This is a genomic window from Caballeronia sp. LZ065 (assembly GCF_031450975.1).
Taxonomy (GTDB): Bacteria; Pseudomonadota; Gammaproteobacteria; order Burkholderiales; family Burkholderiaceae; genus Caballeronia.
The window spans coordinates 61,216-79,181 of record NZ_JARUXV010000003.1; the positions used below are offsets into that span (position 1 = coordinate 61,216).

Consider the following 17,966-nt stretch of genomic DNA (forward strand, 5'->3'; position numbering starts at 1 on the left):
GAGGCTTCCAAATTACCGCTTTCTGCACGATTGCGGAATGTCTAGAGTGAAGAACATTCAGAAAAAACACGGAGACAAAGCTCATGTCCGCGTTCCCCCCGCGCGCTGTGATCCGCGAAGTCGGTTTGCGCGACGGTCTGCAAAGCATTCAGACGCTCATGCCGACGGCGCGCAAGATCGAATGGATCGCTGCCGCTCACGCGGCGGGCCAGTGCGAAATTGAAGTCGGGTCGTTCGTGCCCGCGCGCCTGCTGCCGCAACTCGCCGACACGGCCGAACTCGTCGCCTTCGCGAAGCGCTTGCCCGAGGTGTTCGTCTCGGTGCTGGTGCCGAACCTGAAAGGCGCGGAACGCGCACTCGACGCGCAAGCCGATCTCATGCTCGTGCCGCTTTCCGCCAGCCACGCGCACAGCCTCGCGAACCTGCGCAAGACGCCGCAGGAAGTGATCGACGAAGTGGCGCGGATGCGCGCGGCGCGCGATGCGTCGGGGGCGAAAACGCTGATCGAGGGCGGCATCGGCACGGCGTTCGGCTGCACGATCCAGGGCCGCGTCGATCCCGCCGAGGTGCTGCGCCTCATGCAGGCGCTGCTCGATGCGGGCGCGGACCGCGTAAGCATCGCCGATACCGTGGGTTATGCGGGCCCTGCCGCCGTGCGCCAGTTGTTCGAACAGGCGCGGCGCGTCGCGGGCGAGCGCTTCTGGTGCGGCCATTTCCACGACACGCGCGGCCTCGCGCTCGCCAACGTCCATGCCGCGCTCGACACCGGCGTCGCGCGCTTCGATGCGACGCTCGCTGGCATCGGCGGCTGTCCGCATGCGCCGGGCGCGAGCGGCAACGCGGCGACCGAAGACCTCGCTTTCATGCTCGCCGAAATGGGCATCGAGACCGGCATCGATCTTCGTGCCTTGTTGTCGCTGCGTGCGCAACTCGCGCACTGGCTCGAAGGCGAAACGCTGCACGGCGCGCTTGCCCTTGCGGGCCTTCCCGTCACATTCGCATCACCCTCCGCAATCGAAGCCTGAGGACCCTATGACTCATTCAGCCCTGCCGCTCGAAGGCATTCGCGTGATCGAGTTCACGCACATGGTGATGGGACCGACCTGCGGCATGATCCTCGCGGATCTCGGCGCCGAGGTCATCAAGATCGAACCGCCCGGCGGCGACAAGACGCGCAACCTGCCGGGCCTCGGCGTGGGCTTCTTCCGCTCGTTCAATCGCAACAAGAAGAGCGTCGTACTCGACCTGCACACGGACGAGGGACGCGAAGCCGCGCTGGAACTGATCGGCGGCTGCGACGTGCTGCTCGAAAACTTCCGTCCCGGCCTGATGACGAAGCTCGGACTCGACTACGACACGCTGTCGAAGTCATATCCGAAGCTGATCTATGTCTCGCACAAAGGTTTTCTTCCCGGCCCGTACGAAAAGCGTCTCGCACTCGACGAAGTCGTCCAGATGATGGGCGGACTCGCCTTCATGACCGGTCCGGCGGGACGGCCGCTGCGCGCGGGAACGTCGGTGAACGACATCATGGGCGGCATGTTCGGCGCCATCGGCGTGCTGGCCGCGTTGCGCGAACGCGAGCGCGACGGCCGCGGCCAGGAAGTGCAGAGCGCGCTGTTCGAGAACTGCGTGTTCCTGTCGGCGCAACACATGCAGCAATATGCGATGACCGGCGAAGCGCCGCCGCCGATGCCGTCGCGCGTATCGGCCTGGAGCGTGTATGACGTGTTCACGCTCGCTGAAGACGAGCAGTTGTTCATCGGCGCGGTGAGCGACAAGCAGTTCGTCACGCTGTGCGACGTGCTCGAACGTCCCGACCTCGCGCGCGAGCCGGCGTTCGCCACCAATGCGATGCGCGTCGCGGTGCGCCCGGCCTTGCTCGCGCGGCTCGGCGAGATTCTCGCGTTGCAGCGCGCGGACGAACTCGCGCCGAAACTCGAAGCGGCCGGCATTCCGTATGCGCCCATCGTGCGTCCCGAGCAATTGCTCGACGATCCGCATCTGAAAGCGAGCGGCGGTCTCGTGCCGATGCAGACCGACGACGGCGGCTCGACCGATGTCGTCCTTCTGCCGCTCACGCTGGGCGGACGCCGGCCCGGCGTGCGGCAACCGCTTGCGGCCGTGGGCGAACATACCGAAGAAGTGCTGGGACAGCTGACCAAACTGACGAAGCGCATCACGGCGTGATGCTTCGCGACAGGCGCATATAACAATCCGCGCCGTCGCCTACAGAGTGGCATGGGTCCGTTGTCGGCCGGAACAAGGCGGCAGTCACGGACGCATCAAGGAGACACAGACAATGCAGCCTACCTTCAGCGCGGTCGCAGAGCCGCTCGCCTCGCCTGACATCCGCGTCGACATGACGCCCGGCGCGCAGATCTCCGCGCGCATGGACCGCCTGCCGATCACACGGCATCTGTGGATGCTCGTGTTCCTCATCTCGCTCGGCGGCTTCTTCGAAATCTACGATCTCATCTTCACCGGCTATATCGCGCCGGGCATGGCCCGCAGCGGTCTGTTGCAGACCACCACGCATGCGTTCTTCGGCTTCACCGGCATCGCCGGATTCATTGCGGCGACCTTTGCCGGACTGTTCATCGGCACGTTCTGCTTCGGCTGGTTGCCCGACCGCTATGGACGCCGCAGCGTGTTCACGGTCTCGCTGCTGTGGTACTCGATCGGCTCGGCGATCATGGCGTTCCAGACCACGCCCGAAGGCGTGATCTTCTGGCGCTTCGTGACGGGTATCGGCGTGGGCGTCGAGATCATCACCATCGACAGCTATGTCACCGAACTCGTGCCGCAATACATGCGCGGCCGCGCGATGGCGTTCAACCAGACCGTGATGTTCGCCGCCGCGCCCGTCGCTGCGCTGCTCTCTTACTGGCTCGTGCCCGAGACCGTATTCGGCCTCGACGGCTGGCGCATCGTGGTGCTGGCGGGATCGGTGGGCGCGGTCATCGTCTGGTTCATCCGGCGCGCGGTGCCCGAAAGCCCGCGCTGGCTCGCGATGCACGGCCGTACGGAAGAAGGCGAACGCGTGGTCGGCGACATCGAGCGTGTCGTGGCGCGGGAATCAGGCCAGCCGCTGTCGCCGCCCGCGGCCTTCGTCGAGCAGCCGTCGCATCGGCGCGCCGCGCTCGGCGAACTGTTCAAGGCGCCGTATCGCGCGCGCCTCATCATGCTGATTGCCTTCAATTTCTGCCAGGCGATCGGCTATTACGGTTTCGCCAACTGGGTGCCGACCTTGCTCATCGGACAGGGCGTGACCGTCACGAAGAGCTTGCTGTATTCGTTCGTCATCGCCTTCGCGCTGCCGCTCGGTCCGCTGCTCGCGATGTTCTATGCCGACCGCATCCAGCGCAAATGGTTGATTGTCGGCGGGGCGCTCGTCGTAATCGCGAGCGGTCTTGCGTTCGGTCAGATGAAGTCGCCGGTCGCGCTGATCGCGCTCGGGGTGCTGATCTCGCTTGCGGGCCAGACCATCTCCGTGTGCTATCACGCGTACCAGACCGAGCTCTTTCCTACCGCCGTGCGCTGTCGGGCCAGCGGCATCGTGTATTCGGCGAGCCGCGCCGGCGCGATGATGTCGGGCTTCATCATCGCGTTCCTGTTGAAAGAGTCTGGCGTGCCGGGCGTGTTCGCCGGCATCACGGTGTGCATGCTCCTGGTCGCGCTCGCGATCGGCGTGTTCGGTCCGAGAACCAACGGCTTGCGGCTTGAGGAACTGAACCACTGACACCACGTGCTGACACGAAGACGACTGGTTCGCCGATAGCCGTCTTCACCGCACTTTCAATTGCTTGTCGATGCGCACTGCCTTGAAAAGCTTTCCGCAACCCTGCGCAAGTTTTATTCGAACGCCGATGTAATTGGCTGAACACCGGGGCTCAGATCGACCCGCCAGAGCGGGAACAACTCCTGCATCGTCTGCTCTAAGCGATGCGACGTGGATAACCGACGCTCGCGCACTTCCTTCTTCTTCGCTTCCGCGGCAAGGCCCATGCTGGTGCATCGATAGCAGAGGCGGGTCACGTGGAGCATGCAAGTTCGAGCGCCATGAATACGCAACTCAGTGAGCAATGCAAGTCCCGCCTGTTCCGCATGAAGTTCGAACGTCCAGTCAATAGCGTTGCGTTCGTCCTCGCGGACAGCCGCGAAGCGGCGTGGCGTATCGGCAAGACGGTCATGGCGGTGGTGCATGGCGTCGGCATTCAAAATGTCGAGCTGCATGGTATCCAGTCTTTCAGCGAACTGGTGCGCACCGGAGTCAGCGAGGATCAGGATCTTCGCATCTTTGAACTCGTTACCGCCGGCGATCAGGTCGAACAGTGGTCGCACACGCCTTACTTCTTTACCGACGATGCCTCGCTGCTCGGTAAATGGGCGGAACTGCGCGCTGACCTGGCTTCGGAAGTCGCGCAAGTTGTGCTTCGTCGCGCGCGTTGAGCGCACCCGTAGCGCGGCTACGGGCACATGCGATGCTTTGTTGCAAGGGTCAAGCGTCTTGCACAGCCCCCTTGGCTGCTGATCACGACGCTTCCTTTGAGCGTGGTCAACCAGCGGCGGGGTGCTGCAATGATACGGTCGTACAACCATAAAGGCTTCGTGCTCGAAGTCGCCGTGCAGGCGAACGGCCGGCTTGAACCGGCTCCCCTGACAGCACACTATCTTGCCATCGTGACCATCAGCCGCTCGGGGCGGCCCGTCACGGCCTTCTCGCCGTTACGGGTGGAGAACGCGCACTTCCAGATCTTTGCTTCCGCCGAAGATGCGCTGATGAGCGGGCACACCGCGGCGCGCGCCATGGTCGACGAATGGACTGAAGCGACGGACTGAATGTCTCGCGCAGACAGCTGCGCACATTGGCCGTCTGGAAAGGCGAACTGGAGTCAGGCGGCCACGCGCCGGTTTTGCTGACCTTCCTGAACGTCCGCGGCGGACGAGGCGGAGTCGAGCGCGGAGTCGAGCAGCGCCAGCTTGCGTTGCAGCGAGGCTACCCGCTGACTTTGCGACGGAACGAGGTCGTACTCGGAATCGAGCTGTGCGACGCGCATGTCCCAGTAGCGGGGGGGAAGCCGGTCGGTCGAGCTATTGCGTTCGACGAAATTCGAAAGGACCATCTCGAGATGCTGTAGTTCGCGTTCGGCGAACTGAGCCGGTCGACGCTGTCGAAATGCGGGGACGGAAACTGCGGTGATGCCTCTTTTCATATCGGGGGTTCCAGCCTGGTGCTCAGAAGCTCCTACTTCAGCAAGGGATGTACCCCATTGACGTTTTGCTCCGCTTCAAGATGTTTCCAGATGAAAGCGGCACAGCGACCATCGCGGGTACGCCGCCGTGCCTAGGGGCTGTCAGCCAGTTACAAATTGTCAGAGCAAACGCTCTAATTCCGGCCTTCTGCACTTGGCCGGCGCTTGCATCTCGCGATATGGCACCGCGCCATGCGGAAATTCTTCAAAGTGAACACGCAGTTTTGAAATCGCTACCCGTGTCTGAGGCTTTCAAGCAGAAAGCGTCCCTGCCACGGCATCAATGCCCCTGATAAGCGCCCAAGAGAACTCTCGCCGTTGCGATTAATTTATAACCAGCGAGAATTATTTCTGAAATCGGAATGCATCGCGCATTCAAGAAAATAAAACAATCGGATTCGCATGAGTCTGATTTGCAAGATTACAGAAATAAAAAAAGGAGCGGCTCCCTCTCGCGAAGCCGCTCCTTGCCCCATTAATAACTTCTCGGAGTTCTGCAGGCAGACGCAAGCTTAACAACGCTCGCCAGCAAACTAAACTCCGTCGACCGCAATTAACTTATCCCGAATGCGGAGAAATGGCGTCGCCCAAGCGTAACAATGGCCCATGGTCGATTCGATTGGTGAAACCAGCGAAGCTTTTTTCTTGAAAAGAGCTGAAACCGTGCAGCTGTCCATTCTCAGAATCGGCAAAATATTATTGCGTCCACAGCCTCGACACATTTCCACAACCGTCGAATAAAGTGACTTCCAGTTTCGCAAGGGCAATTGGCCGGTAAATCAGCCAGCCGGCCCCGGGAAGCTTTTCGCTTTAAAAGGACTTCGGACAATCATGAAAAGAAATTTGATCATCGCGGGTGTGCTGGGCACATGTGCAGCCACGGCCCAAGCGCAAAGCAGTGTCACCCTGTACGGCGCACTGGACGCGGGCCTCATCTACACGAACAACTCCGGTGGACATACCAACTGGCAGCAAGGCAGCGGCTCACTCTCGGATAGCTACTTCGGCCTGAAGGGCATCGAGGATCTCGGCGGTGGCCTGCATACGCTGTTCAAGTTGGAGGGCGGCTTCAACATTAACAACGGCCACACCATTGAAGGCAATACGACGTTCAACCGTCAGCTCTATGTCGGCCTGCAACACGACCGGTACGGCACGTTGACGCTGGGCCGCCAGTACGATTCGATGGTCGATTACCTCGGGCCGTTCTCGGAAGCCGGCGCTGGCTTCGGCAACAACCTGAGCGCCCATCCATTCGACAACGACAATCTCGACCATTCGTTCTCGATCAAGAACGCGGTGAAGTATCAGAGCGTCAACTATGCGGGCTTCAAGTTCGGCGGTCTGTACGGCTTATCGAATGACGCGGGCCAGTTCTCGAACAACCGCGCGTGGAGTGCGGGCGCGTCGTACAGCAACGGTCCGCTGAACGCCGCCGCCGCGTACCTGCAACTGAACAACTCGCTCAACACTCCGAACGCCACCGGTGCGGTGTCGGCAGGCCAGGGTAATAACGTCAACCTGACGGCGGAACTGCAGCGCACCTTCGGCGCCGCGGTGAACTACACGTACGGCCCGGCCACCGTCGGTTTCGTGTGGACCAACACGCACTTCGACAACCTGATGGCCGGGGTCCAAGGCGGCACGTCGTTCGCGCTGCCGAACGGTGCGAACCTGCACCTGAACAACTTCGAGCTGAACGGCCGCTACATGCTGTCGCCGGCGCTGAGCCTCGACGCCGCCTACACCTACACGGACGGCAAGGTGTCGGGTGCGCAAGGCTCGGGCGATCCGAAGTGGCAGACCTTCTCGCTGGAAGCCGACTACATGCTGTCCAAGCGCACCGACGTCTATGTCGAAGCCGTGTATCAGCATGCTTCGGGTCAGCTCGGCAATGCCCGCGCGAACGTGGCGATGATCAACACCCTGTCGCCGTCGTCCACGGGGAACCAGGTTGCCGCAACGGTGGGCCTGCGTCACCGCTTCTAAGCGGAACCTGGCAGCAACACGACAAAGCGGCCGCGATTGGGAGATCGCGGCCGCTTTGTCTTGACGCGGAGGAAGGACGCTACTCCTTCGCCGGCTCCGAGCCCCCGATGATCTGCCCGACGTCATACGCCGTGCCGCCCGTGCCCGCGACGAGCCGCGCAAGCGCCGTTGCCGCCGTGTCGCGCCGCGCGCCGCTCTCCGGTCGATACTGCTTCGGCAGCGCGAGATAGAAGGTCGCGCCGGCGTCGGGCGTGCCTTCCGCCCACACCTTGCCGCCGTGCCGCTCGATGATGCGCCGGACATTCGCGAGTCCGATGCCGGTGCCGTCGAAGGCATCGCTGACGTGCAGGCGCTGGAACACGCCGAACAGCTTGTCCACATAGCGCATGTCGAAGCCGATGCCGTTGTCGCGCACGAAATACACGACATGCCCGGCCAATTCCCCGCTGCCTTCCTGTGCGCCGACATCAATTTCCGGCTGTGGCCGCTGCGCGCTGAACTTCACCGCGTTGGACAGGACGTTCGTCAACGCCACATGCAGGAAGACATGGTCCGCTTCGACGGGCGGCAGCGCGTCCACCGTCCAGCGCACGCGCGCGGATGATGATTCGTCGATGTCGTTCTGGATCACGGTGTGGACGAGCGCGCGCACGTCCACTTGATGCGGTCGCAACGCCGCGCGGCCCAGTTGCGCGAACGAGAGCAGGTCGTCGACCAGACGGCCGCCGAAACGTGCCGACGTCACCACGCGCTCCAGATAGCCGCGTCCGCGCTCGGAGAGCTTGTCACCGTCGATCTGCGCGAGCAGGTCCGCAAAACTCACGATATGCCGCAGCGGCGCGCGCAGATCGTGCGAGACCGTGTAGGAAAAACCTTCCAGCTCGTGATTGGCGCGGCCGAGTTCGGTCGCAAGCTGGGCGATTTCTTCCGCGCGCCGCAGCACGATGCCGAGCATCGCCGCGCGAAACTCGAGCGCGATTTCCCGCTCGGCGGGCCGCCATGGCAGCGAGCGGTCGCGCACGACGTCGGTCCAGGTTTCGAAGCTGAGACGCGGCGAGAGCGACTCGGCCTGTCCGGTGAGCTTGGCGCGCGGATCGCCGGCCCATTCGATCGTCTGCACGACTTCCTGGCGAAACCAGACGACGTAATTGCGATAAATCTTCGAAATCGACACCGCCAGGAAACCCGCGACGTCCGGCGAGCCGGCCAGCGCCGGGCAATCCTGCGACGCATGGTCCGACATCACTACATCCTCGCTCTGGTCGTCGAGCCAGTCGACCAGCGCGGTCACGGCTTGCTCGCCGGGCGTCACGCCGACCAGCGACGTGCGTCCCTCGAAGATCACCGCGGCCCCCGACGAGCGCGTGAAGCCGAGCAGGTCCGACGGGTCGTTGACGAGCGCTTCGACGAAGCTGTCGGTATTCGCCATCGACGAGAGCAGCTTGGACAGCATGCGTCGCAGTTCGAGCCGGTAATGCGCCTCGTCCTGCGTCTCGCGCGCCTCGATCTGCAGCGACACGATCTGCGCGACGTGCTCGCACGCGGTGCGCACTTCGAAGGGCGGCAGCCGCGGTGTCGCGTGGTGGCAGGAAATCAGGCCCCAGAGTGTGTCGTTGACGATGATCGACATCGACATCGAAGCGAGCGTGCCCATGTTGCGCATGTACTGCAAGTGAACCGGCGACACGCTGCGCAGCGACGCATACGTGAGATCGGTCGGACGGTCCGTCTGCGGATGCAGCATGGGAACGAGCGGCGCGGCCTCGTAGTTGGCGTTCGAAATCAAACGGATGCGGTTTCTGCGATACAGCTCGCGCGCCTGCGCCGGAATATCCGAGGCCGGGAAATGCTGACGCAGATAGGACGGATAGCCGGGATCGACGGCTTCGGCCAGCACGTTGCCGTGGCCTTCATCGTCGAACTTGTAGACCAGCGTGCGGCCGAAGCCGGTGATGCGTGAGATCTCCGTCGCGGCGAACTGGCACAGCTGTTCTACCGTGCGCATCGTCTGGACTTCGGTGACGAACGAGCGCACCAGCGGATAAATGGTCGAGAACACATCGGCGGTGTCCTGCGCCGGCTCGACTTCGACGAACAGCAGTCCGTCATGCCGGTGCACGATGATCGCCATCGGCCCATGCGAGGTCCAGCCATCGAGCATCACGTTGCCCACGTGCAGCGCCATGCCGTCGCGTGACAGGTGTTTCAGGCTCGCGACCGCGCGCTCGCTGGCGGCCGGGCCGAGCACGTCGGACAGCGCGTGGCCCAGGCACGCGTCGGGCGCGAGGTGCGCGAACTGCGCGACGTTGCCGCTCACCTGCAGGATGTGGCCATGCGCGTCCACGCTGAAGAACACGCCATGCGGCTGGATTCCACCCGGAATGTGGATCGGCTCGCGTGCGCAGTCGTCAAGGGCGAGTGCGTCACGCGGGTCGGGGCGGGCGGTGCCGGCGGTGGAGGTTTTGTCCATCATCGTCCTGAATGCGGTCCGGCTTCTTTATCGCGCCGGTTGCGAAAAGCGGGATACGGTGGGTCGGACGGCATGCCGCGTGCGGCATGCCGGTGATTTGTACAGGTCACGCGCCACGCTGCGCGTCATTTCTACGGGACGGGCGACGAGCCCGTGAGCGGCGAACGCGGCGAACGCAGGAACCGTTCCGCGAAGGGTGCGTAGTGGCCGCATCATCGTACGATCGGCCACACGCGCGGCACAAACGCGGCTGATACCATGCGAAGCCCAATGACGATTGCCGGAGCAGCGGCACTGCATGCATGGCTCAGCTTGCCGGAAACCGCATCATACGGGGTTCGCGCCTTATTGCCGCGGCGCTGTCCACGACATTGCTGTGCGGCGCGTCGATACGCGAGGCCTGCGCGCAATCCTGGCGCGATGTCGCGCCGCTGGCGCCGCCGTCGTCCGGGCGTCCGCGTGAAGCGCCGCAACCGCCTCAGTCCGGTGACGATTCCCAGCGCGTCGCCATACAGGATCTGCACGGCCTGGCCTTCACGAGCGCGGAACCCACCGTGGCGTCCGCCACGCAGACGGGTTCAGGCGGCGCGGTCACGGCGGCGAATCTGCCGCTGCTGACGCCCGATTTGCTCGACCGCTTTTCAGACGACCTGCACCGGCCGCTCACCTTCGCGCGCCTCGCCGAGATTCGCCGAGCCGTGGTGGCGCGCTATCGTGAGGCGGGGCAGCCGCTCGTCGATGTGTACGTGCCCGAACAGGATGTGAGCGGCGGCGTCGTGAAGATTGTGGTTGCCGAATACCGGACTGGCCGTGTCGTGCCGAAGGGCAATCGCTGGTTTTCCGACGCGCTGCTCGAACGCGAGATGCCTCTGACGAGCGGCGCGCCGATTCGCGAGGCGGATGTCGCGACCGGCCTGGCGCTGCTCAATGCGAATCCATACCGCCGTGTCGATGTGGTCTACGCGCCGGGCGCGGCGCTCAACACGACCGACGTCCTCCTGCAAACCGAAGACCGCTTCCCGTTCCGGGTCTACGGCGGCTACAACAACGACGGCGTCCGCGCACTGGGCCGCGACCGGCTCCTGGCGGGCTTCGACTACGGCAATCTGTTCGGCATCGACGCGCGCTTCAGCTATCAGATGACCGCGAGCAACGACCTCGTGAGCGGCAATCCCGAAATCGAAGGGCGGCCGGACCGCGCGCGCTTCATCGCGCATGCGTTCAACTTCGTCACGCCGCTGCGTTGGGGCGACCGCATCGAGTTGTTCGGCGTGTTTGCACAGAGTACGCCGCGTCTGCCCGACAGCTACGGGCAAACCGGCCTCAGCGCCCAGCTGAGCCTGCGCTACGACTGGCGCTTGCCGCCGCTCGATCACGCGGGCGCCTGGCAGCAGCAGGTGCAGCTCGGCTATGACTTCAAGCGCTCGAACAACGACCTCGAATTCGGCGGCTTCCAGGTGTTCAACGCCAACACGCACATTCACCAGTTCGTGCTGGCCTACGATCTTTCGAACAGCGACGTGGGCGGCGACACCCATCTGAACGCCGCGCTGTACGCCAGCCCCGGTTACTTCGACGGCAGCAGCAACGACGTGGCCTACGACACCGCGCGCCTCGGCGCGAAGCCGCGTTATCAGTATGTGCAGTTGTCGGCATCGCGGGATCTGGCCATTGCTGCCACGGGGTTTTCGGTATCGGCGCGCGGACTGGCGCAGTGGACCGGCAGCACGCTGTTGCCGAGCGAGGAACTCGGCCTGGGAGGCGATGCCACCGTGCGCGGCTACGAACCCTACGCGGCGCAGGGCGACCGCGGCTGGAACGTGCAGACGGAGGTGCGCGCGCCGGCGCTCACGGCCGGGATCGCTGCCGTGCAGCCCTTCGTGTTCTTCGATGCCGGGCACGTCTGGAACCGCATCCCGGAGTTCGGCGAGGTCAATAATGCGTCGCTGGCGAGCGTCGGCGCCGGCATTCGCGTGCAAATGGGGCGCTTCGTCAGCGTGCGCGGCACCTATGGCTTTCCGCTGCGGGCCGTCGTGCCCAACGGCTCGAAAGCGCCCCTCGGCGAGATCTTCCTCGTGATCGGCAGCTAGGGGCGCCTTCGTTCAACGCCTCAATGCGCCTGCTGCCACTGGAGCACCGGATGCGTGGCGCCGGCGGGCATTGCCCACACGCCGCCTGCCGGGATGTTCCAGTTCAGATAGTTCGATGCGTTGCTCATCTGCGCGGTGCTGAGCCCGTGTGCGTCGGACGGCGCGGTGCCCGAGTTGGACGCGGCGGCGGTGCTGCGGATGGTGGTGTCGCGATTCCAGTAGACGTTGTTGTGGATGGCGCCCGTGTTGTAGGCCGCGATGCCGCCTTCCGGATCGCCCGGAGGCCCGCCGCCGCCCACCTGTCCCGTGGCGAAGGATTCGTTGATGACCCCGGTCGTGCCGTTGCTGTACACCAGTCCGCCGCCGCCGAAGCCGCCGACGCCACCCGTCGCGTACGACTGCGTGATGAGCCCCGAGTTGAACGCGACGAGTCCGCCCGTGTTGCCGTGCGTGCCGCCGCGCGTGAAGCCGGTCGCATACGACTGCGCGATGGTGCCGTTGTTCACGCCGACGAGTCCGCCCGCCGCCGTCTGGTAGCCGACGTCCGCCGTGCTCGACGAGCGTGCGATGGTGCCGTTGTTGACGCCCGCGACGCCGCCCGCGCCAAAGCCGCCGAAGCCGTTCTGCGAGACGCTGCCGGTGGTGTTGACATAGGTGACGTAGCCGTTGTTCTGCCCAACGAGCAGGCCCAGCCCGCCTGACGTATTGCCGCCCGTGTTGCCGTTCGTCAGGTTCAGGTCGCGCACGACGCCTTTCGTGCCGATGACGCCGAACATGCCGAAGTAGTCGTTGTCGAGATCGGCGGTGGTGGCGAGCTGGTCGATGGTGTGGCCGAAGCCGTCGAACTGGCCGGTGAAGGGCGCGGCGGTGGTCTGGCCGATCGGCGTGAAATAGTTCGGATAGGCGGTTGCGCTCGCGTCGATGTCCTTGCCCAGCGCATAGTTCCCCGCAAGGTTCTGCGAGACGTTCTTCAGGTCCGCCAGCGTGTTGACGAGTTTGTAGCCGGTCGCCTGCGTGACGAGGCCGCTGTATTGCGCCGCCGTCCAGCCGCTGTTCGTGAGCACCGTGCCCGGCGCGTAGCTGCCGTTCATGTCGTACAGCGCGCTGACGATGCCGCCGCTCTTCGACCAGTCGATGGTGCCGCCGTTGGTCACGCTGCCGCCGTTGTCGGCGCCGCCTGCATCGGCGCGCAGGGTGAGGTTGCCGCTGCCGCTGTTGGCAAGCGTCGATCCGGCGCCGATCGACACGCTGTGCGCCGCATTCAGCGTCAGCGAGCCATTGCCGTTCCACTGCACCGGGCCGTTCACCGCGAGATCGCCGCTGCTGCTCTGGGCCACCACCGAAGTGCCGTTGGCGAGACTGCGCGCGAGCGCGGCGCCGGTCGGTTGATCGACGGTGAGCGCAGGCGCGCCGAGCGTCCAGGTCCCCGCATGCACGTCCGCGCCCGCGACATCGAGCGCGTTGGCGTGCGTCTCCACCGCGCCGCCGCTGCCGTTCGCATTGGCTGCCGTGATCGTGCCGTTGGCGTGTACCGCACCCTGATCGGCGACGAGCCAGACGTGGCCGTCGCGCGTCGCGGTGCCGGTCGCGCGGATCGCCGCGCTGTTGCCGGCGAGCGCGAAGACGTTGCCGTCGGCGGCTTGCAGGCTGGCTTGCGCCGCCTGGATCGCGCCGGCGTTCATCACGGAGCCGCCGCTTCCGGCCTGCACGAAGACCTGCTGGCCGCCCGACGCATCCTGCAGCAGCACCTGGCTGCCGCTCGCAAGTTCGGCGGTGCCCTGCGGCGCGCTGATGGCGCCGGCGTTGATGACGGCCGTGCGCGACACGAGGAACACGTCGCCGCCGCTCGAACCGATCTTGCCCAGGTTGATGACCATGCCATTGCCGCCGCCCGCGAGCGTCAGCGGGCCGCCTTGCATGAACGCGGCGTCGCCGACATCCAGCGCGGAGGCGACGAAGCGCCCACCCGTCGCGACCACGCCGCCGGGTCCGACAAGCACGCCTTGTGGATTGACGAGATAGACGCTGCCGCTCGCGCTCAGCCGGCCGAGCAGCACCGACGCGTCGCCGCCGGTCACGCGATTGAGCGTCGCGCCGCTGCCGTTGTTGAACGTGACCTGCCGGCCGCTGCCGATCGAAAAGCTGTTCCAGTCGATCACGCCGCGCGACGTCGTCTGATTGATGGTGAGCGACTGACCGCCGCCGCCGATCGAGCCGCTGCCCGCGACGAACTGGCCGCCGCTCGGAAGCGGCGGCGCGGCGTGGGCAACGGCGGCATAGGTGAGGCCCGCGATCAAAGGCACGAGCGCCGCGAGCGGTCGCAGGCGCGTCGAGGATGGTGGAACGGGCGAATGAATGCAGCGGGGCATGGCGACCTCCGTTCAGTGTCCATTTGTTTTCGGTTATTCCGGATCGGGTGGCCGCTGACGGTGGTGCCAATTCGCTTCGGGATCAATGAGGATCGCGAGGCGCGAACATCGACGTGCGAGCAGGCGCGCCGATGGTAGCAACGCGCTGCACGCCGTCAATGTGGGGTGGCGCACATTCTTCAGAGCGAAAAAAAAGTCGCTGCCGCAACCTCCGGCGCATCAAGACGCGCGTTCGCCGCGGCATGAAATTTGATCGCTGCGCGCGGTCGCAAACGATTCAATGCAGAGGTTTGCCCTTGTTGGCGAGCGTGGCCCGGCATTCGTGATAGATGCGCTGGACCAGCGCGTTCTCGTAGTCGAGCTCTTCGCTGTCCAGAATGCGTTCGACGTCGTCGCGTGCGGTGTCGTTGTCCAGCAGGGTCGACAGACGGGAAGCGAGCGCTTGCGCCGTGACCGAGAGCCGCGCGGTTTCGATCCAGTCGGCTGCGCGATGATGCCGGTCGAGCCAGCGATGCGCCGCGCGCACCTGGAAGGAGGGATCGGGCCAGTCGCCGTCGAGATAGAACGCGCCGAGGAATCCGCACGTGAGCCAGCACAGCAGATGCACCCGGTCATCGGGTCCGAGAGGATAGCGGACGTGGCTCATGAGGGCGGCGCGCGGCAGGCGATACACGACGCAATGACGATAGCACGCGGGCCGTGTGTCGGGCAGGCCGTCGCGCGCATGAGTGCGCCTTGAACGGCCGAGCGGTGACGCGTTACTCGCAATCGAGCTTTGTCAGGCCGGCGCTGTCTGTGCGATAGCGACACACGTCGACGCGCCCGGGAATGGCGATGTCGCGCATGGCCTGATTGGCGTAGACGCATTGCAGCGTGAGCGAGCGACCCTGGTCGTACACGTAACCGACTTTCCAGCTGCCGCGATGGTCGTCCCACTGGTCGGCGACGAGGGAAACCTGCTCGCCTGGCGCGCCATCGAATAACTGGACGTAGCGTTCGTGGGTGTCGGGCAGCACGGGGCAACTGAGTTGCGCCGCGCTGACTGGATTCACGGTGGCGGCGCAGGCGCACCACGCCCAACGCGCAGCCTTACTCGACGACATAAAACTTGTCCCCGTTGTTCACATCCGATGCATGGCCCCAGCGCAATACCCGCGGCCCGACGGGCTTGCGCGGATGAGCGTACTGGTCGTACACAGAGACGCCCGCCGGCCCTTGACCCACATAGATGGCTGCATGCCCATGGAAGTGACCGTAACGGTCGAAGGTGGCGATGACCGTTCCTTCGACGATATGCCCGTTTCCCTTTACCGGCGCCCCTTTGCGCCAGACGGACGTTTCCGGAAGCGAAGGGCATACTTGCTTGACGTATGACACGCATTCGCCGCAGTAATGCGGCGGGCCCTCGAGTGCGGCGGGAAACGCATCTGCATACGGGCCATTCGGAGAACTGGGGGCGCATACCCACATACCTTCTCGCGCATGGGTGGCGTGCTTGTAGTTTCGGCTGACGTAGCTCATGGGTCCGGACAGGATAGCGAAGGTTGAGCAAGCAATGCTTGCCGGGCCGTCAGGCAAGACGTCAGGCAAGACGGCTGCGGCAAGGGCATGCCGTTTCGATCCAAGGTTATCAACATGAAGTGCTTTTCATAACGCGATTTGTCCGATTTAGTTACTCGAAGATCGAAGCCAGATGCAGCGTCGGCTACCATGATCTCCGTGCATGCAGCCCTTCATCGAGTGAGGAAACCGACACCTTATGGATTACACGGCGCTCGCCCAACGCCATGCCTTGCCGATCATCGCGATGCTGCTGGTCGTCGTGCCCACCGTGGCCTGGTTCGCGTGGACGCATGCCGCGCGCCGGCCGCACATGTCCGCGCCGGGCGTCGCTATCGCCACGTTCCTGCCGGCGGCATTCGGCGCGGCCGTCTTCATCGCCATTGCAACGCGTATCGCGCACGGCAGCGCGTTTGCATCAGCGGATCAGCTGATGCTCGATGCCGTGCGGAACGGCGTGCCGGTCGCTGCCGCGCGCTGGTTCGGGCGCGCCACGCATCTCGGCGACCCCTGGTTGCTCACGCTGTTGTGCGCGCTCGCCTGCGTCGCGCTTCTGTTCGCGCGCCGCGTCGGGCTTGCGATCTATCTCGCGGCGGTCACCGGCGCGGGCGCGCTGCTCAATCACGCGCTCAAGTCGCTGATGGGCCGCGCTCGCCCGTCGGGCGCGCTCGTGCCGCTGCCTGAGAGCTTCGCGTTTCCGAGCGGGCATACCTTCGGCTCCATCGTCTGTTATGGCATGTGCGCGTACGTGCTGCTGCGTATCGCGCCCACGCGCTGGGACCCGCTCATCGTCGCGCTGGCCTGTCTGTTGGTGCTGACAATAGGCGCGAGCCGTATCGTGGTCGGCGTGCATTTTCCCGGCGATGTGATCGGTGGCTTCGCGGCAGGCGGCGCGTGGCTGGCGCTGTGCATCGGCGTCGCGGAACTGGCGCGGCGGCGCATCCGTTGAGGCCCGTGGCGTCGAGCCCATGCTCATACCGTGAATCAGACGCGCGTCCCATGATTCAACGCGATATCGAGATTCATGCGCCCCTGTCCGACGACCCGCGCCAACCCGGACCAGTAGTCCTCGATGAAGTGTCGCAGGAACGGGCTGGCGCTCGTCGCCGGCAGATCGAACCGCGTGCCGACGTCCTTCGGAAGATTGGCGTGCTTGTTCTGCATGTTGATCAGCGCGTCGCCATCGACGCGGTACGAGTAGATTTGTCTCGGCTGGGGCGTTCCGCCGTAGCGCGTCACCGTGGCCGGGTGAAGGCCCGCGGCGCCGAACGTGAAAGCGGTCGCGCCGCTGGCCGTGGCCGCCGCCGCCGCGAGACCGCCGCCCAGCGAGTGGCCGGCCAGATAAAGATCGCCGGCCGCGCCGTGCTGGCGGATCTGGTTGCCGATCTGCACCGCCCGCTCATATTGAGGCGCGCTCACCGCCAGATTGAAGGCCTGCGCAACGTTGGTGCTCCAGTCCTTGGCTCTGGGAATGTCGGTTCGTTCGAAAGCCAGCGTGGGCTTCAGGTCATGACCGAAGATCGCCGCGTCGGGTTCGAACAGCCGCGCGGCGAGTCCCGAGCCCGGCAGCTTGAGATCGGCCGGCGTCAGGCCGAAACGCTCGAGCTTCGGGGCATCGTCGGAAATGTCCTGCCAGCCGATAGGCGGCGTCAGACGGTGCCTATGGTCATGCACCGCCTCGACCAGAAACGCCTGCTGCTGGGCAACGGCGTCGCGCTCGAGGTCGGCGGCGGCGCGGCGGACTTCCGGTCTTTCGTCGGCCTCGCCGCGATGAACGAGGTCCATTGTGTTGCTCCACTGCCGCGCCGCTTCCTGAGCCTGAGGTCCGGTCCACCTCGGGATCAGCGCGCCTCCGCGTGGGAGCGTGTCTGAAGTCGCCGACGACGCGCCAGTCGACGGATCGCCGGATGGCGGCGTCGCGTAGTCGGTGAAGCTGGTCTGATCGAGATAGCCGCTGTATTCCCGGACCATGTCCCGATCGACCGTCGAAGGAAGCGTGGCGAGGGTTTCGTCGGAGGGCGACGTGTCCGTTGAATCGGCCGCCGGCGAAGGCGAGCGGGATGAGGACGTGATCTGCATGACGACTCCTTGTTGGCGCACGCAGACACTTTACGGAGCATCGGCGCGCGTCATGCGGTGATCTCGCATCCCATCTCGCCCGATCATTTTTGGATCCAAAATCCTTGATTCAGGAAACAGATCGGCGCACAATCGCCCGGAACCGAATCGCCTG

The 17,966-nt window shown here is 64.8% G+C and carries 16 protein-coding genes; 8 read left to right on the top strand and 8 right to left on the bottom strand.

What is annotated here, in order from left to right:
* Positions 1-83: 83 nt before the first annotated feature.
* From QCE63_RS20595 to QCE63_RS20605, 3 genes are all read left to right on the top strand, one after another.
* The gene (locus QCE63_RS20595) at positions 84-1,025 is read left to right on the top strand and encodes a hydroxymethylglutaryl-CoA lyase (protein WP_309835612.1); all 942 of its coding nucleotides are present in this window, start codon (positions 84-86) and stop codon (positions 1,023-1,025) included.
* 7 nt (positions 1,026-1,032) lie between these two features.
* Complete coding sequence (locus QCE63_RS20600; RefSeq protein ID WP_309835614.1) at positions 1,033-2,190, top strand: CaiB/BaiF CoA-transferase family protein; 1,158 nt, start codon at positions 1,033-1,035, stop codon at positions 2,188-2,190.
* Positions 2,191-2,302: 112 nt separating this feature from the next.
* Entirely contained in the window at positions 2,303-3,742 is a 1,440-nt protein-coding gene (locus QCE63_RS20605) for an MFS transporter (RefSeq protein WP_309835617.1), read from the top strand.
* A gap of 113 nt (positions 3,743-3,855) precedes the next feature.
* On the opposite strand, the gene QCE63_RS20610 is transcribed toward QCE63_RS20605, so the two are convergent.
* Entirely contained in the window at positions 3,856-4,047 is a 192-nt protein-coding gene (locus tag QCE63_RS20610) for a hypothetical protein (RefSeq protein ID WP_309835619.1), read from the bottom strand.
* Positions 4,048-4,062: 15 nt separating this feature from the next.
* Between QCE63_RS20610 and QCE63_RS20615 the strand changes: the two genes are divergently transcribed.
* Positions 4,063-4,452, top strand: coding sequence for a hypothetical protein (locus QCE63_RS20615; RefSeq protein ID WP_309835621.1), 390 nt, complete (start codon positions 4,063-4,065; stop codon positions 4,450-4,452).
* Between the two features lie 102 nt (positions 4,453-4,554).
* Positions 4,555-4,842 (top strand): hypothetical protein, encoded by a 288-nt coding sequence (locus QCE63_RS20620; RefSeq protein WP_309837287.1) that lies wholly within the window; start codon positions 4,555-4,557, stop codon positions 4,840-4,842.
* A 53-nt stretch (positions 4,843-4,895) separates the two neighbouring features.
* Here QCE63_RS20620 and QCE63_RS20625 read toward each other — a convergent pair whose 3' ends face one another.
* Positions 4,896-5,216, bottom strand: coding sequence for a hypothetical protein (locus tag QCE63_RS20625; RefSeq protein ID WP_309835624.1), 321 nt, complete (start codon positions 5,214-5,216; stop codon positions 4,896-4,898).
* A gap of 870 nt (positions 5,217-6,086) precedes the next feature.
* Between QCE63_RS20625 and QCE63_RS20630 the strand changes: the two genes are divergently transcribed.
* The gene (locus QCE63_RS20630; RefSeq protein ID WP_309835627.1) at positions 6,087-7,244 is read left to right on the top strand and encodes a porin; all 1,158 of its coding nucleotides are present in this window, start codon (positions 6,087-6,089) and stop codon (positions 7,242-7,244) included.
* Positions 7,245-7,323: 79 nt separating this feature from the next.
* On the opposite strand, the gene QCE63_RS20635 is transcribed toward QCE63_RS20630, so the two are convergent.
* A complete protein-coding gene (locus tag QCE63_RS20635) occupies positions 7,324-9,717 on the bottom strand; it encodes an ATP-binding protein (protein ID WP_309835629.1) in 2,394 nt (797 codons plus the stop codon).
* Positions 9,718-10,016: 299 nt separating this feature from the next.
* Here QCE63_RS20635 and QCE63_RS20640 point away from each other — a divergent pair, with 299 nt between their 5' ends.
* On the top strand, positions 10,017-11,804 hold the full coding sequence (locus QCE63_RS20640; protein ID WP_309835631.1) for a ShlB/FhaC/HecB family hemolysin secretion/activation protein: 1,788 nt from the start codon (positions 10,017-10,019) through the stop codon (positions 11,802-11,804).
* Between the two features lie 20 nt (positions 11,805-11,824).
* On the opposite strand, the gene QCE63_RS20645 is transcribed toward QCE63_RS20640, so the two are convergent.
* The 4 genes from QCE63_RS20645 to QCE63_RS20660 all read right to left on the bottom strand — a co-directional run bounded on the left by QCE63_RS20645 (position 11,825) and on the right by QCE63_RS20660 (position 15,694).
* Positions 11,825-14,173 carry a filamentous hemagglutinin N-terminal domain-containing protein gene (locus tag QCE63_RS20645; RefSeq protein ID WP_309835633.1) on the bottom strand — a complete coding sequence of 783 codons (2,349 nt, stop codon included), beginning with the start codon at positions 14,171-14,173 and terminating at the stop codon, positions 11,825-11,827.
* A gap of 277 nt (positions 14,174-14,450) precedes the next feature.
* The gene (locus QCE63_RS20650) at positions 14,451-14,819 is read right to left on the bottom strand and encodes a hypothetical protein (protein ID WP_309835635.1); all 369 of its coding nucleotides are present in this window, start codon (positions 14,817-14,819) and stop codon (positions 14,451-14,453) included.
* Between the two features lie 112 nt (positions 14,820-14,931).
* A complete protein-coding gene (locus tag QCE63_RS20655; protein WP_309835636.1) occupies positions 14,932-15,225 on the bottom strand; it encodes an STY0301 family protein in 294 nt (97 codons plus the stop codon).
* A 37-nt stretch (positions 15,226-15,262) separates the two neighbouring features.
* Positions 15,263-15,694 (bottom strand): BPSL0067 family protein, encoded by a 432-nt coding sequence (locus tag QCE63_RS20660; RefSeq protein ID WP_309835638.1) that lies wholly within the window; start codon positions 15,692-15,694, stop codon positions 15,263-15,265.
* Between the two features lie 238 nt (positions 15,695-15,932).
* On the opposite strand from QCE63_RS20660, the gene QCE63_RS20665 reads away from it, so the two are divergent.
* Entirely contained in the window at positions 15,933-16,682 is a 750-nt protein-coding gene (locus QCE63_RS20665; RefSeq protein ID WP_309835639.1) for a phosphatase PAP2 family protein, read from the top strand.
* Positions 16,683-16,717: 35 nt separating this feature from the next.
* On the opposite strand, the gene QCE63_RS20670 is transcribed toward QCE63_RS20665, so the two are convergent.
* Positions 16,718-17,812: a hypothetical protein gene (locus tag QCE63_RS20670; RefSeq protein WP_309835641.1), complete on the bottom strand. Its 1,095-nt coding sequence runs from the start codon at positions 17,810-17,812 to the stop codon at positions 16,718-16,720.
* Positions 17,813-17,966: the final 154 nt, after the last annotated feature.